Annotated in this window: 11 protein-coding genes; 3 read left to right on the forward strand and 8 right to left on the reverse strand. The window is 73.9% G+C overall.

Going from position 1 to position 13,770, the window contains the following annotated elements; all coding sequences use genetic code 11:
* Window positions 1-27: 27 nt before the first annotated feature.
* The 6 genes from ACFYSC_RS26655 to ACFYSC_RS26680 form a co-directional block, all read right to left on the reverse strand.
* Window positions 28-2,391 (reverse strand): germacradienol/geosmin synthase, encoded by a 2,364-nt coding sequence (locus ACFYSC_RS26655; RefSeq protein WP_389966979.1) that lies wholly within the window; start codon window positions 2,389-2,391, stop codon window positions 28-30.
* Window positions 2,392-2,720: 329 nt separating this feature from the next.
* Entirely contained in the window at window positions 2,721-4,082 is a 1,362-nt protein-coding gene (locus tag ACFYSC_RS26660) for a hypothetical protein (protein ID WP_389966982.1), read from the reverse strand.
* Entirely contained in the window at window positions 4,079-4,846 is a 768-nt protein-coding gene (locus ACFYSC_RS26665; RefSeq protein ID WP_389966984.1) for an ABC transporter ATP-binding protein, read from the reverse strand. The genes ACFYSC_RS26660 and ACFYSC_RS26665 overlap by 4 nt, the downstream gene beginning before the upstream one ends.
* Entirely contained in the window at window positions 4,839-5,363 is a 525-nt protein-coding gene (locus ACFYSC_RS26670; protein WP_389966987.1) for a PadR family transcriptional regulator, read from the reverse strand. The genes ACFYSC_RS26665 and ACFYSC_RS26670 overlap by 8 nt, the downstream gene beginning before the upstream one ends.
* A gap of 221 nt (window positions 5,364-5,584) precedes the next feature.
* Window positions 5,585-6,130 (reverse strand): DUF1697 domain-containing protein, encoded by a 546-nt coding sequence (locus tag ACFYSC_RS26675; RefSeq protein ID WP_389966990.1) that lies wholly within the window; start codon window positions 6,128-6,130, stop codon window positions 5,585-5,587.
* Window positions 6,131-6,320: 190 nt separating this feature from the next.
* Window positions 6,321-7,736 (reverse strand): MFS transporter, encoded by a 1,416-nt coding sequence (locus ACFYSC_RS26680; RefSeq protein ID WP_389966993.1) that lies wholly within the window; start codon window positions 7,734-7,736, stop codon window positions 6,321-6,323.
* Window positions 7,737-8,104: 368 nt separating this feature from the next.
* Between ACFYSC_RS26680 and ACFYSC_RS26685 the strand changes: the two genes are divergently transcribed.
* Entirely contained in the window at window positions 8,105-8,779 is a 675-nt protein-coding gene (locus ACFYSC_RS26685; RefSeq protein WP_389966996.1) for a TetR/AcrR family transcriptional regulator, read from the forward strand.
* Window positions 8,780-9,035: 256 nt separating this feature from the next.
* The gene (gene secY / locus ACFYSC_RS26690) at window positions 9,036-10,451 is read left to right on the forward strand and encodes a preprotein translocase subunit SecY (protein ID WP_389966998.1); all 1,416 of its coding nucleotides are present in this window, start codon (window positions 9,036-9,038) and stop codon (window positions 10,449-10,451) included.
* Here secY and ACFYSC_RS26695 read toward each other — a convergent pair.
* Both ACFYSC_RS26695 and ACFYSC_RS26700 read right to left on the reverse strand, forming a co-directional pair.
* Entirely contained in the window at window positions 10,426-11,091 is a 666-nt protein-coding gene (locus tag ACFYSC_RS26695; RefSeq protein WP_389967001.1) for a response regulator, read from the reverse strand. The two genes, secY and ACFYSC_RS26695, sit on opposite strands and share 26 nt — an antisense overlap.
* On the reverse strand, window positions 11,088-12,371 hold the full coding sequence (locus ACFYSC_RS26700) for a sensor histidine kinase (protein WP_389967004.1): 1,284 nt from the start codon (window positions 12,369-12,371) through the stop codon (window positions 11,088-11,090). Before ACFYSC_RS26700 ends, ACFYSC_RS26695 begins: the two co-directional genes overlap by 4 nt.
* 168 nt (window positions 12,372-12,539) lie before the next feature.
* On the opposite strand from ACFYSC_RS26700, the gene ACFYSC_RS26705 reads away from it, so the two are divergent.
* Window positions 12,540-13,754 (forward strand): winged helix-turn-helix domain-containing protein, encoded by a 1,215-nt coding sequence (locus tag ACFYSC_RS26705; RefSeq protein WP_389967007.1) that lies wholly within the window; start codon window positions 12,540-12,542, stop codon window positions 13,752-13,754.
* Window positions 13,755-13,770 lie beyond the last annotated feature (16 nt).

A 13,770-nucleotide genomic window follows, 5' to 3' on the forward strand; every position in this document is an offset into this window, starting at 1 on the left:
CGGCGGCCGTACGGAACCCCGTGGCGGTCAGCGGACGGCGGCCGCCGCGAGCCGCGCCGCGGAGGTGCCGAGCCCGGTCGGCGCGAACGGGAAGCCGGTCGTGGCGGTGAACCGGTGACGGAGCAGCTCCGCCTCGGTGTACCGGGCGCACCGGCGGTGCCACTCCAGGATGCCGGACATCCACTCCTTGAGGTCGTCGGCGTGACGGGTGAGGATCCGGCGGGCCGTCTCGTCGAGCTCGAAGTCGTCGAACAGGGCGGGAAGCCCCTCGGCGACGATGTGCTCGAACTGCCGCATCCGCGCCTCCATCAGGTCGGCCACGACGTCCCGGGCGATGAGCCGGTCCACCCCGAGGAAGTGCTCCACCACCACGACGATGTTGTGGAACTCGCCCTCGAACTCGACCTCCTTCTGGTAGGAGAACAGGTCGTTGGTGAAGCAGGCGTAGTCCTGCGCCGCGGTGTCCAGCTCGCGCATGGTCCGCGTCCGGTAGATCTCCTCGGGCACCGCGTCGGAGTGCGCGAGCCGGGCCAGGCTCATCGTCATGTCCGACCCGAACGTCCTGCGGCGCATCTCGATGTAGTCGACCGGGTCGGGGACGCGGTTCTGGGCCTGGTTGGCCAGCTCCCACAGCCAGCTGGAGGTCATGTCCTCGACCGCCCGGCGGAACCGCCGCCGGTGATCGGCCGTCATCGGCCCCGCCGTACGCCGCCACAGGTCCGCGAGGCCCGCCTCGATCGGGTTCACCGGCTCGGGGACGGCCTCGCCGTCGTCCAGCGGCATGAACAGGCGCAGCCGCTCGTCGCAGAGCTTCGCCGCCGCGAGGTCGCGGGTCGCGCCGAACACCACGGGGAAGTAGTCGTCGCCGTACGTCCCCCAGGCCAGCCAGTCGGACGACAGGTCGAGCTGCCCGGGGGTCGCGTCGGCGTGGATCATGGCGGCGCAGTGCGGGAAGTCGAAGCCGCGGAAACGCCGCTCGTCCCATATCCCACCGGCCTCCACCCCCGGCACGGAGTCGAACATGCCCATCCCCCTGGCCCAGCCGACCGCGTGACGCCGGGCGGCGTCCAGGTGGGGGCTGGTACGGACCGCGTACGGCATGGGCAGGGCGGGCAGCGGCAGGTGCCCCACCGGGCGGAACGGCGCGAAGGAGTGCTGACGCGCCCGGGTCCGCAGCCCGAGCCGTCCCTGGGAGGGCGCGAGCCTGGCGGCGGAGGTGCCGAGACCGGCCGGCCCGCCCGGCACGGCGGCCGGGACGGGTGCGGTGGGGCCGGATGCGGTTCCCGGGTCGGGGACGATGAGCCCGGAGGCGACACCGGAACCGGAGCCGGCACCCGGGCCGGAGGCGCCGGAGGCGGGGACGTCGGAGGCGGTGGCGGTGGCGGTGGCCGTGGCGTCGTTCATGTAACGGCTGGACCGCGCGTGCCACTCGTGCCCACCGGACTGCCAGTCCTGAAGCCCCTTGACGTAGGCCGCCACCGCGACCGCCTCGGACGGGGACGCGGAGTGCTCGGACAGCAGCGACGGGACCTCGGCCAGCGCCGTGTTCTCGAACTGCTGCAACCGCGAGGTCAGCAGGTCGTTGACCAGCTCGGCGGCCTCCTGAGTGGAACAGCCGAAGAACCGCTCGAAGACCAGCACCGCGTTGGAGTTCTCGCCCTCCTCCTGGACCTCGCGCTGGTAGGAGAACAGGTCGTTGCGCAGGTGCACGGCGTCGGAGAACGTGTCCGACAGCACCCGCATCGGCCTCGCCTCGGCGAAGGCTTCGGGGATCTCCGCGCCGGAGGCGTACTCGACGAGGTTCGCCGACCACGGGGCCCCGCCGACCCGCCTCCTCATCTGGACGTACTCGATCGGGTTGGCGATCCGGCCGCGGTCGATGTTGTCCAGCTCCCACATCGACTCGACCATCAGGTTGTGCGTGCTGGTGACGAAGCGCCGCCGCCACCCCTCGGACATCGCCGGGACCGTGCGCTCCCACAGGTCGGCGAGGCCCGCCTCGGCCGGGTTCGCGGGCTCCGGCGGCGTCTCGCCGCCGGCGGTCATGAACAGCTCCAGGCGGTCGAGGTACGCCTTGGCCCCGGTGAGGTCACGGGAGTACTTGAAGTGCTCCAGGAAGTGGTCGTCGAAGAAGAACACCCAGACGTACCAGTCGGTGACCAGGTCGAGGGTGGGGCCGTCACAGTCGGGGTGGGTGTAGGCGCACATCAGCGCGTAGTCCATGCGGGCCAGCGCTTCCTCGTCCCAGACGACGCCGCCGCCGGGCCGGGGGGCGTCGAGCATGCCCATCCGCCGGGCCCAGTCCGTGCTGTGCTCCCGGGCGCGCTCCAGATGGGGGCTCAGTCTCGCCGGGTACGGCATGTAGAAGTCGGGCAGCGTGAAAGCCTGCATGTGGGCGCCTACTCTCGTGCTCCTGGACCTTCGCCCGGCGGGCCGCGCTCGCCTCCGCCCGGACATGACCTATCACTGACGGTAATGAGACTGACACTTTACGCGCCCGGCCCGCAAGGAGGTACGGGAAATCCCGGCCGGACAGATGAAACGGTCAGACGAGCCGGGCGGACGGAACGGACGGGTGATCCGGACGGGTGGAACGGGCGGACGGCAGGAGCCCGTCCGCCCGGCCCCGGCGAAGGGGTGCGGAGCCGTACGGCGCGGGAGTCCCGGGACCGCCCGGCGAGGTGGCCCCAGGACCGTTCGAAGGGCCCGGGACCACCGGGTCAGCCGGCGCGCAGTTCCTCCGGACGGACCCAGCGGCGCAGGATCGGCCGCGCGGCCCCCGCCACCAGCACGGCGGCCAGCACGCCGATCCCGGCCATCGCCGCCGCCGCCACGACGGAGGCGGCCAGCGCGCCGGGTCTCCGAAGGTAGAGGTCGGCCAAGGCCAGGATCGTGACGCCCGTCCCGGCGACCGCGCTGACCACGCACACCGGCAGCGCCGCGATGAGCGCCTGCCGGGTGAGGACCCGCCCCAGCGCGGGGACGGGGACACCGGAGGCGGCCAGGACCGCGAACGACCTCCGGTGGTCCAGCAGTTCCTCGGCCTGGTGCACCACGAGGGCGCCGGCCGAGGTGACCATGGCCGCCAGCAGGGCGAGGTACATCAGCGTGTAGGCCGTCGCCTGGAAGGCGGTCAGCTGATCTCTTTGGAACACGGTGAGCGTCTGGTTGGCGGCCACGGCCGCGCCGAAGAACACCGTCAGCCCGACCACCGACAGCGCGCGGGCCCACGCCCGGGGGTCGGCCTCGACCATCCGCGCGGCCAGCAGCGTCTCGGGCGCCGACGTCCCACGCCCGGTCCGGCGGGCGGCCGTCCGCCCGGCCCGGCGGGCGGCCCTCCCGACCAGCCACGCGGTGGCCAGCACCAGTCCGAAGAGCAGCAGCACCGCCCCGGCGGCGATGGCCACGGCCGCGCCGTACTTGCCCCCGAGGAGGAAACGGCCCCTGCTGAGGAGCGCGGACGCGAACAGGGCGGCGCCCAGCGCGACGAGCCCGAGGTCGCGTGCCCTCGGTCCCCGCGGCCGGGCCCGCCGTACCACGCCGAGCGGGGAGGCGATCACGTGCCGGCCCGCCAGCAGGCCGGACCACACGCCGCCGAGCACGACCGCGGCGAGCACGACCGGCGTCCAGAGCAGCGGACGCACCGGTACGACGTCGCCCAGCGACCATCTCGCCACCAGGGCGGCGAGCAGGTAGACCGCGACGCCGAGCGATCCGCCCACCAGCGCCGACCGTCCGCTCTCGGCCGCCCCGACGAGCCGTACCTCGCGTGGGGTGGCCCCGGCCAGCCGGAGCGCGGCCAGCCGCCGTTCCCTGGCCGCGGTCGTCAGGCGGCTCACCTGGTAGAGGAACGCGACGGCGGGTACGGCCAGCAGCGCCAGGGTGAGCGCCACCACGAGCCGCGGCTCCTTCTCGGTGAGGACGCCGAGACTCCCACGCCGCTCGTCGAGCCGGAACGCCGTCAGGTGCAGTGCCAGGCACAGCAGGACGGTCGCGAGCGCCGCTCCCGCGGCCATCAGGCGTCCGCGTGTCCGCTCGCGGCTGGACCTTCCCCGGCTGAGCATCCGGATCACGGTGATCACCGGCTCACCCCGCCGGTCGCCGGCGCTCCGCCCGCGGCCTCTCCCGGCGTCTCCGCCGGTTCCTCTTCCGGCGCCCTGTCCGCCGGCGTCTCCCGCGCCGAGGCGGTCGCGCCCGCGACGACCCGGCCGTCCCGCAGCGCGATCTCCCGGTCGGCGTAGGCGGCCACCCGGTTGTCGTGGGTGACGACCACCAGCGTCGCCCGGCTCTCCCTGACCGCGCCGACGAGCTCGCCCATCACCCGTTCCCCGGCCAGCGAGTCGAGCGCGCCGGTGGGCTCGTCGGCGAAGACCACCCGCGGTTCGGCGGCCAGCGCGCGGGCCACCGCGACCCGCTGGAGCTGGCCCCCGGACAGCTCCGCGGGCCGCTGCCGGGCGCAGCCCGCCACGTCCAGCCGCTCCAGCCAGGCACGGGCGGCCTCCAGGGACTCCTGACGTCCTCGCCCGCCGAACAGCAGCGGCAGCACGACGTTCTCCTCCGCGGTCAGCTCGGGCACCAGTTCGCCGAACTGGAAGACGACGCCGAAGTTCTCCCGGCGCAGCCTCGTCCGGGCGTCCTCGTCGAGGGTGTCGAGACGCCGCCCGGCGAACAGGACCTCCCCGGCCTCGGGGCGGACGATCCCGGCCAGGCAGTGCAGCAGAGTGGACTTGCCGGAGCCGCTCGGGCCGGTGACGGCGACGACCTCGCCCTCCCCGATCTCCACGGACGCGCCGTCCAGCGCCGTGGTCCGGCCGAAGGACTTGCGCAACGCTCGCGCCTCAAGCATCGGTCTCTCCCATCAGCACGGTGTGCCGTTCCAGCGCCGTCTCGATCCATCGCAGGTCGGCGTCGAGGTGCTGGAGCGCGTAGTCGGCGGCCAGCACCTGGGCGGGCGGCCCCGACGCCTTCTGAGCGGTGAGCTCCCGCATCCGCGCCAGGTGGGCGGCGCGCTGCCTGAGCAGGTAGTCCTCGGCCGTCCCGCCCGCCAGTGTCGCCACCACCACCCGCGCGAACAGCGGGCTCGCGACGTACGGCGCGGGCGTCTCGGTCTCCGCCAGCCACCGGTCCAGCTCGGCCCGCCCGGCCCCGGTGATCGTGTGGACCGTGCGTTCCGGGCCGCCCTCCTGGGCCGTCCCGGTCACCTCGGTGAAACCGTCACGCTCCAGCCGCTGCAGGGTCGCGTAGACCTGCCCGTAGGCGAGCGGTTTGGCGCCGGGGAGACGTTGGTCGTGTTCCTTCTTGAGTTCGTAGCCGTGCTTGGGCCGCTCACTGAGCAGCCCGAGCAGGACATGTCCGGTCGACATGATCGCGACTATACATTCACTGTATACATTGAGCGAATAGTTTCCCCCGACGCGGCCCGGCAGCGGTCCGTCCGCCCGTGGGTCCTCCGCCCGTGGGTCCTCCGCCCGTGGCTCATCCGCCCATGGCTCATCCGGGCACGGGCCATGCCCCGCCGTCCGGCCGGATCGGCGGGCATCCGGGTCGGCGGGCGTCCGGCCATGTCAGCGGGCGCCTGGTGGTGTCACTCCTCCGCGAGGGCCAGCAGCTTCGTGACGGTGTTCCAGTTGCGCATCGTGGCCTGCGTGTTCGACCGCTTCTCCAGCAGGGGCGGCAGCTTCGGACGGCGCAGGCCGTCCGGGAAGTACACGTAGAGCTCGCGCCTGCCCACCGCCATCTCCTCCGGCGCGTACTCGGCCGGGTCCAGGGCAGCGAGCACCTTCCGGTCGGGGGCCTCCGGCAGGAAGAACACCCCGAACCTGGCCGGATCCCGTACCTCCAGCGGGTTCTCCTCGACCACGGCGCGCAGTTCCACGGCCGTCCGCACCATGACGGCCACCGACAGCCCCAGCTCCGCGGTGATCCGCCGCTCGATCTCCGCGGCGACCCGCTCGGGCCGCCTCTCCGCCTCGGGCCGCCTCTCCGCCGGGACGAACAGGGCGTTCCCGCTCCGGAGATGGGTCCGCACGCCGGTGTGGCCGAGCCCCTCCAGCAGTGCACGGAGATCGGACATCGCGACCGTGGTCGCGGGGCTGACGTTGATGCCGCGCAACAGCGCCACGTACCGCATCGGACCGCCTTCCTCTCGAAGAGCTCGCGGGCGACGCTACCGCCCGTACCTGCCGCCCGACGTCAGGTTCCCCGGAACCGGCGCGGCACCGGACCTCCCGGCGCCGCCGCCCGCGGGCCTGTCCCGACGGCTCGTCCCGTGCCCGCCCTCCCGTGGGCCCCCCGCGGCCGGGCGGGCACGCCCGCGACGCTCAAGCGCCGGTCCCGGCACCGGTCGCCGGCCGGTCTCCGCGCCGCCGCGGGGCCAGGAACGTCCCTGCGAGCAGCGCCCCGGCCAGGACCAGCGCCGCGTTGACGAGGACGGCGAGCGAGACGCCGGACAGGACGGCCGCCGGCCCGGTCTCCCCCAGGACGGCCGTCCGGGCGGTGACGACGGCGCTCATGACCGGGATGCCCAGGGTGATGCCGACCTGCTGGGTCATCGTGGCCAGGCCGGTGGCCATCCCCTGCTCGGAGTCGGGCAGACTGGACGTGGCGGCGACCATGAACCCGACGATCATCAGCATGTTGCCGACGCCGCCGACGAAGGTCGCGGCGAGCAGCAGCCAGATCCAGGAGCCGGAGGCGCCGAGCGCCACCAGCGAGAGGGTCGCCGCGGCCTGGACGACTCCGCCGCCGGCGATCGTCGCGCGGGCGCCGAACCGGCCGACCACCCTGCCGCCGAGGGTCCCGCCGAGCACGGTGCCGACGCCCAGGACCCCGAACGCCAGGCCGGTGGCCATCGGGGAGTAGCCGAGGACCTCCTGCAGGTAGAGGGTGAGCAGGAAGACGAGCGAGGTCTCGGTGGCGAAGGCGACCAGCCCGGCGGCGTTGCCCCAGACGACGCTCCGGCGCCGCATGACGGCGGGCGGCACCAGCGGCGCGGCCGAGCGCCTCTCGACGAACCAGAATCCGATCAGCAGCGCGCCCCCGGCGGCCAGCGCGGCCACCGTGAGCGGAGAGGCCCAGCCCGAGGCGCCCGCCCGGGTGAGGCCGTAGACCAGCAGGAGCAGCCCGCCGGTGACGGTCACGGCGCCGGGCAGGTCGAGTCGCGGGCGCTCGGACGGCCGTGAGTCGTCGATCACGGACGGCGCCAGGGCGACGACGAGCGCGGCGACGGGAACGTTGACGAGGAAGGCCCACCGCCAGGAGAGCAGGTCGGTGAGCAGGCCGCCGAGGATGGCCCCGGCGGTGAACCCGGCCGACATCAGCGCGCCGTTGAGCCCGAGGGCCCGTTCCCGCAGCGGCCCCTCCCGGAACGCCGTGGTCAGCAGGGCGAGCCCCGCCGGGGTGACGGCCGCGGTGGCCAGCCCCTGCAGTACCCGGGCGACCAGGAGCACCCCGGGCGAGGTGGCGAAGCCGCCCAGGGCGGAGGCCAGGCCGAGGACGGCCATGCCCGCCAGGAACAGGCGCTTGCGGCCGACGAGGTCGGCGATCCGGCCGAACAGCAGCGTGAATCCGGCCGCGGCCAGGGCGAAGGCGGTGGCCACCCACTGGAGGTCCGCCAGGGAGAAGCCGAGGCCCGCGCCGACGGCGGGCAGCGCGACGTTCAGGATCGAGAAGTCCACGGCGATCATGAACTGGGCGCCGAGCAGCAGGGTCAGCACCAGCTTCTGCCGTCCGGTCATGCGGACCGTCCGGCCGGGTTCACTTCGGTCGGGTTCACTTCGGTCGGGTTCGTTCCGGTCGGGTTCGTTCCAGGCGGGGGCGGATCGAGGGGGCTCGTTCTGGTCGAGAGCGGCCCTGGCGGGTTCGTCCCGGACGGGCGCGGACCGGACGGGCCCGCTCTGGGCGGAGGCGGCTCGATCGAGCGTGGACATGGGGATCCTCCTGAGAGCGTGGCAGTTAACGGGACAAGAGTTCCGTTAGAATGAGAGAACGGTAACAGACGACCATCCCGTAATGGAACAGGAGTCCCGTTATGACCGCTGGACGTATGGAAGCCCGCCAGGTGGAAGCCGGACGCACGGAAGCCGAGCACACGGAACCTGGACGGATGGAAGCCGGCCGTACGGAACCCGAACGCGCGGAAACCGGGCGCACGGAAACCGGGCGCACGGAAGCCGACCGGGTCGAGCCGGGCACCGTACGGCCCGGCGGACGGACCGCCCGCGTCCGGGCGGCCGTGCTGCGGGCGGCCGGGGACGCCCTGGCGGAGCACGGCTTCCACCTGCTCGACCTCGCCGACGTCGCCCGCCGCGCGGAGGTGGGCAAGACGACCGTCTACCGGCGCTGGGGCACGCCGACCGGCCTCGTCACCGACCTGCTGGCCGACATGGCCGAGCAGTCCCTGCCCCGCACGGACACCGGCTCGCTCGCCGGGGACCTCAGGGCCAATGCCCGGCTCGTGGTGAAGACCCTGACCGATCCTCGCCAGGGCGCCCTGTTCAGGGCGGTGATCGCCGCCGCCGCCTGTGACGGGCGCACCGCGGAGGCCCTGCGCCGCTTCTACGCGACCCGCATCGGGGAGTGGGCCCCGTGCGTCGTCCTGGCCGTCGAACGCGGGGAGCTGCCGGCCGGCACCGACCCGGCGGAGGTGATCCGCGCCGTCTCGGCCCCCCTCTACTACCGGCTGCTGGCCAGCGGCGACCCGCTCGACGACGCCGCGGCCGACCGCGCCGCCACGGCCGCCATGGCGGCGGCACGAGCGGGGGCGTACGTCACCGCCTGAACCGCCCGAGCCCCCTGAACTGTCCGAGCCGTCTGAATCGCCTGAACCGCCTGAGCCGTCCGATCCGCCCGACCCACCTGAACCGCCCGACCCACCTGAACCGCCCGAGCCGCCCGAGCCGTCCGAGCCGCCCGGCCGTGCCGGCACGGTGGCGGGTCCGCATGACCGCGCACGTCGCGGACTACGCGGATCCGCGTACGGCGATGCCTCCGGTGAGCGGACGACCCGCCCCGGGCCGCGCGGACACACTCGGCGCATGCCGACCGCTCTCCTCCGCGCCTTCCGCGTACCCGATCTCCGCAGGAAGCTGCTCTTCACCCTGGGACTGATCGCCCTGTTCCGGTTCGGGCAGATCCTGCCCTCGCCCGGTGTGGACGTGACCGCGGTACGGCGATGCCTGAGCGGCACCGGCGGCGGGCTGGTCGACATGCTGCAGCTGTTCAGCGGCGGGGCGATGCTGAAGCTGTCGGTCTTCGCCCTCGGCGTCATGCCGTACATCACCGCGGGCATCATGATGCAGTTGCTCACCGTGCTGATCCCGCGCCTCGCGGAGCTCAGGAAGGAGGGGCAGAACGGGCAGGCGAAGATCACCCAGTACACGAGGTACGCGGCGGTGGCGCTGTCCGTGCCCTACGCCGCGACGATCACGGCGACGGCCCGCTCCGGCCGGATCTTCCCCACCTGCCGGCAGCCGCTGCTGCACGACCAGGGCACGATGACGGTCGTGGTCATCACGACCGTCATGGTCGCGGGCACCTGCGTGATCATGTGGCTGGGCGAGCTGATCACCGAGCGGGGGATCGGGAACGGCATGTCCGTCCTGATCTTCACGCAGACCGTCGCCGTCTTCCCCTCCTACGTGTCGAACATCTTCCGGCTCAGCCCGTTCGCGCTGGCGGCGATGCTGGTGGCGGGGGTCTTCCTGGTGGCGGCGGTGGTGTTCGTCGAGCAGGCGCAGCGGCGCGTCCCGGTGCAGTACGCCAGGCGCATGGTCGGGCGCAGGATGTACGGCGGGACCTCCACCTACCTCCCGCTCAAGGTCAACCAGGCCGGGATCGTCCCCGTCATCTTCGCCTCCTCGCTGCTCTTCCTGCCGCAGCCGGCCGTACAGCTGACGGGCGGCACCGGGCCGGTCGCGGAGTGGGTCTCCCGCTATCTCGTCTCCGGCGACCACCCGGTCCACATGACGGCGTACCTGCTGCTGGTCGTGGCGTTCACCTACTTCTACGTGTCGATCACCTTCGACCCGGACGAGGTGGCCGGCACCATGAGGCGGTTCGGCGGATTCGTGCCCGGCATCCGGCCGGGCCCGCCCACCGCCGGCTACCTGCGGTTCGTGCTCTCCCGGCTGACCGCGCCGGGGGCGGTCTACCTCGGCGTGCTGTCGCTCGTCCCGATCATCGCCTTCGTGGTGCTGCGCGACCCGGCGACGCAGCAGAACTTCCCGTTCGGCGGAACGACCGTGCTCATCATGGTCGGCGTGGGCCTGGAGACCGTGAAGCAGATCCAGGCCCAGGTCGAACAGCGCGACTACCGCGGGTTCCTCCGCGACCGCGGAGCCGGAGCGTCCCGGGACGGCGGAGCCGCGGGAGCCGGGACCGGCGGGCGATCCCGGCGGACCGGGCGCCTCCGGGCCTCCGGAGGTCTCAGGGGACCGTCAGACCGGACCTGACCGCGAACACGACGAGCTGGGCCCGGTCGCGGGCCCGGAGCTTGACCATGGCACGGCTGACATGGGTGCGCACGGTGTCGGGGCTGATGACCAGCTCGCGGGCGATCTCGTCGTTCGACCGGCCGGTGGCGACCCAGGCGACCATCTCACGCTCCCGGGGCGTGAGGGAGTCGAGGCCCTCGACCGGGCCGGCGCCGGGGCGGCCGAACAGGCCGATGACCTTCCTCGTGACGGACGGCGAGAGCAGCGCCTCACCCGAGGCGACGACCCTGATCGCGTGGGCCAGCTCCTCCGGGGCGCCGTCCTTGAGGACGAACCCGCTGGCTCCGGCCTGAAGCGCGGCGAAGACGTGCCGGTCGGTCCCGAAGGTCGTGACGACGACCACCCGCGTGCCGTCGAGCGCGGGGTCCGCCGCGACGGCCCGCAACGTGTCGATGCCGTCCACGCCCGGCATGCGGATGTCGAGCAGGAGGACATCGGGCCGGGTGTCGGCCAGCAAGCGGAGGGCCGCGGCGCCGTCGGCCGCCTCGCCGGCGAACTCCAGGTCCGGCTCGCGCTCGATGAGAGCCCGCAGCCCCATGCGCACGACGGCCTGGTCGTCGGCGACCGCGACGCGGATCGGACCGGCGGGCGCGTTCACACGTCCCCCCGCGGGTCCGCGCCGTCCGCCGGGAGACACACGCCGTCCCTGGGGAAGCGCGCGACCACCCGGAAGCCGTCGCCCGGGAGAGACCCCGCGGCGAACGTGCCGCCCGCCTCCGCCACCCGGGCCCGCATCCCGGCGAGCCCCCGCCCTCCGACCACCCGGACCGTGCCGGGACGAAGGCCGGGACGCGGGCCGGGACCGGCCGTCCGCGCCGAAGCGGGATCCGCGTGATCGCCGGGGGCGGCCGTCGGGACGGACCCGGCCGCGAGGGCGGGACCCGTCACGTGACCGGGACCGGCGGGCCCGGCGGGGCCGCCTCCCCGGTCGGCGACCTCCAGGACGAACTCGTGCGGCCCGTCGGCGAGGCGGATCAGGGCTCCACCGGGGCCGGCGTGGCGCATGACGTTGGTCAGCGCCTCGCGCGCCACCCGGTAGACCGTCTCTTCGAGCCCCGCGGGGACGTACGGCTCTGCCGGCTCGACGTCCACCGGCAGGCCCGCCGCCCGCACCCCGCCGACCAGCCGGAGCAGGTCGTGGTCCGCGGGCTCGGGGTCCATGAGGTCGAGCGCGGAACGGAGCCGGCCGAGTGCCTGCGCGCTGGTCGAGCGGATCGCCTCCAGTGACTCGCGGACCCGCTCGGGATGCTCGTCGAGCATGAGCAGCGCCACCCCGGCCTGCATGGCGATGGTCGCGAAGCCGTGCCCGGCGGCGTCGTGCACCTCGTCGGCGATGCGCGCGCGTTCCGCGGCGACCAGCTCCCGCGCCCCCGCCTCCGCCGTCGCCGCCCCGGTGTCCGGTCCGGCGGCCGGTCCGTTCCGGGCGATTCCGGCGCCCGCCTCCCGGCCCGCCGCCTCGGCGCACGGCCGGGGAAGGAGACGGTCCGGCTCCGCGGCACGGGGACGGTCCGGCTCCGCGGCCACGGGTCGCCGGTCCGGCTTCACCAGCGGCGCCGGCCGCGCCGGGGCCGCGGCGAGCGCCCAGCCCGCCGTACCCGCGCCTCTCGAAGCGCCCGGGGCGGTGCCCGGGGCTCCGGAGACGCCCGGGACGCGCGCACCGGACGCCGGGTCCGCCGCGATGTCGGTGCTGAGCTGCCGCCCGCCCCCGTCGCGCACCGCGGCGAGGCCGGCGGACGGCCACGGGATGGCCAGCCAGCCCGCCCACGCCAGCATCAGGACGACCGGCAGGTCCCGCACCCGGCCCAACCGGAGCAACGCCTTCGCGGCCGCGGCGAGGGAGTCGCGCCGACGGCCCTCCGGATGCGTGTGCTCGGTCACCGTCCCCCCAGAACATGTGCGTACGCGCCGATCCTAACCAGCTCCGGACGATCGCGCCCGGGATCGGTGCCTCCATTTCCGATGGAGACTCTCGTACAAACCATCGAATACCGCGTGGATTCATGTGTAGATTGCCGGACGTAATCCCCGCGAGAAAGGCAGCCGCGCATGCCGTCAGCTCTCACACTCACCGTCGACCAGGCCAGGCGGCTCGCCGTGGGCGCGCAGTGCCTCGCGGGCCCCGGTCCCATGAGCATGGAGCAGGTCCTGCGGCGGCTGCGGTGCCTCCAGCTCGATCCCATCGACGTCGTCGCCCGGAGCCACCTGCTGGTGCTGTGGAGCCGCCTGGGCTCCTACGACCGGGCCGAGCTGGACACGCGGCTGTGGAAGGAACGCAGCCTGTTCGAGTACTGGGCGCACGCCGCCTCGATCGTGCTGACCGAGGACTATCCGATCCACCAGGTCATGATGCGGGGCTACGCCACGGGCGACTCCCCTCACGCCCGGAGGGTCCGCGACTGGATGACCGCCAACGAGCGCCTGCGCCTGCACGTCCTGGAACGGCTGGACGAGGCGGGCCCGCTGCCGACCGACGGGTTCGACGACATCGCCGAGGTGCCGTGGCAGTCGAGCGGCTGGACCGCGGGCCGCAACGTGGAGCGCATGCTCGACTTCCTGTGGCGGCAGGGCACGGTGATGGTCGCCGGACGCGACGGCCGCCGCCGGCTCTGGGACCTGGCCGACCGCTGCCTTCCCGGCTGGACGGAGCGGGAGCCGCTCTCCGCGCCCGAGGCGGTGGCGCGGTCGGCCGAGCACGCGCTGCGGTCACTGGGCGTGGCGCGTCCGGCGGACATCGAGCAGCACTTCGTGCGGGACCGCTACCCCGACCTGCCCGTCGCACTGGCCGCCCTGGAACACGCGGGCCGCGTCCACCGCGCCCGCATCGGCTCCGCCGGCACGGAGACCTGGTACGTCCACGACGACGCCCTCCCGCTCCTGGAGACCCCGGCCGACGGATCCTCCCGCACGGTCCTGCTGTCGCCCTTCGACAACCTCGTCTGCGACCGCGCCAGGACCGAGCGCCTGTGGGACTTCGTCTTCCGCACCGAGATGTACGTCCCCCGCGCCAAGCGCCGCTACGGCTACTACGTCCTGCCCGTCCTGCACGGGGAACGCCTGATCGGCCGGATCGCGCCGCGCTTCGACCGGCGCTCCGCCGTACTGACGGTGGAGGGGCTCTACGCCGAGCCCGACGCCCCCGCCTCGGCCGCCGAGCCGGTCGCCGAGGCCGTCGCCGCCCTCGCCGCGTTCCTCGGCGCCCGGACCATCACGTACGGCGGGCCGGTCCCGGACGCCTGGCGCACGGCCCTGCACTCCCGCTGAGCCCCGGACCCCCGCA

It is taken from the genome of Streptosporangium sp. NPDC004379 (assembly GCF_042873875.1).
In the GTDB taxonomy this organism is placed as follows: domain Bacteria; phylum Actinomycetota; class Actinomycetes; order Streptosporangiales; family Streptosporangiaceae; genus Streptosporangium.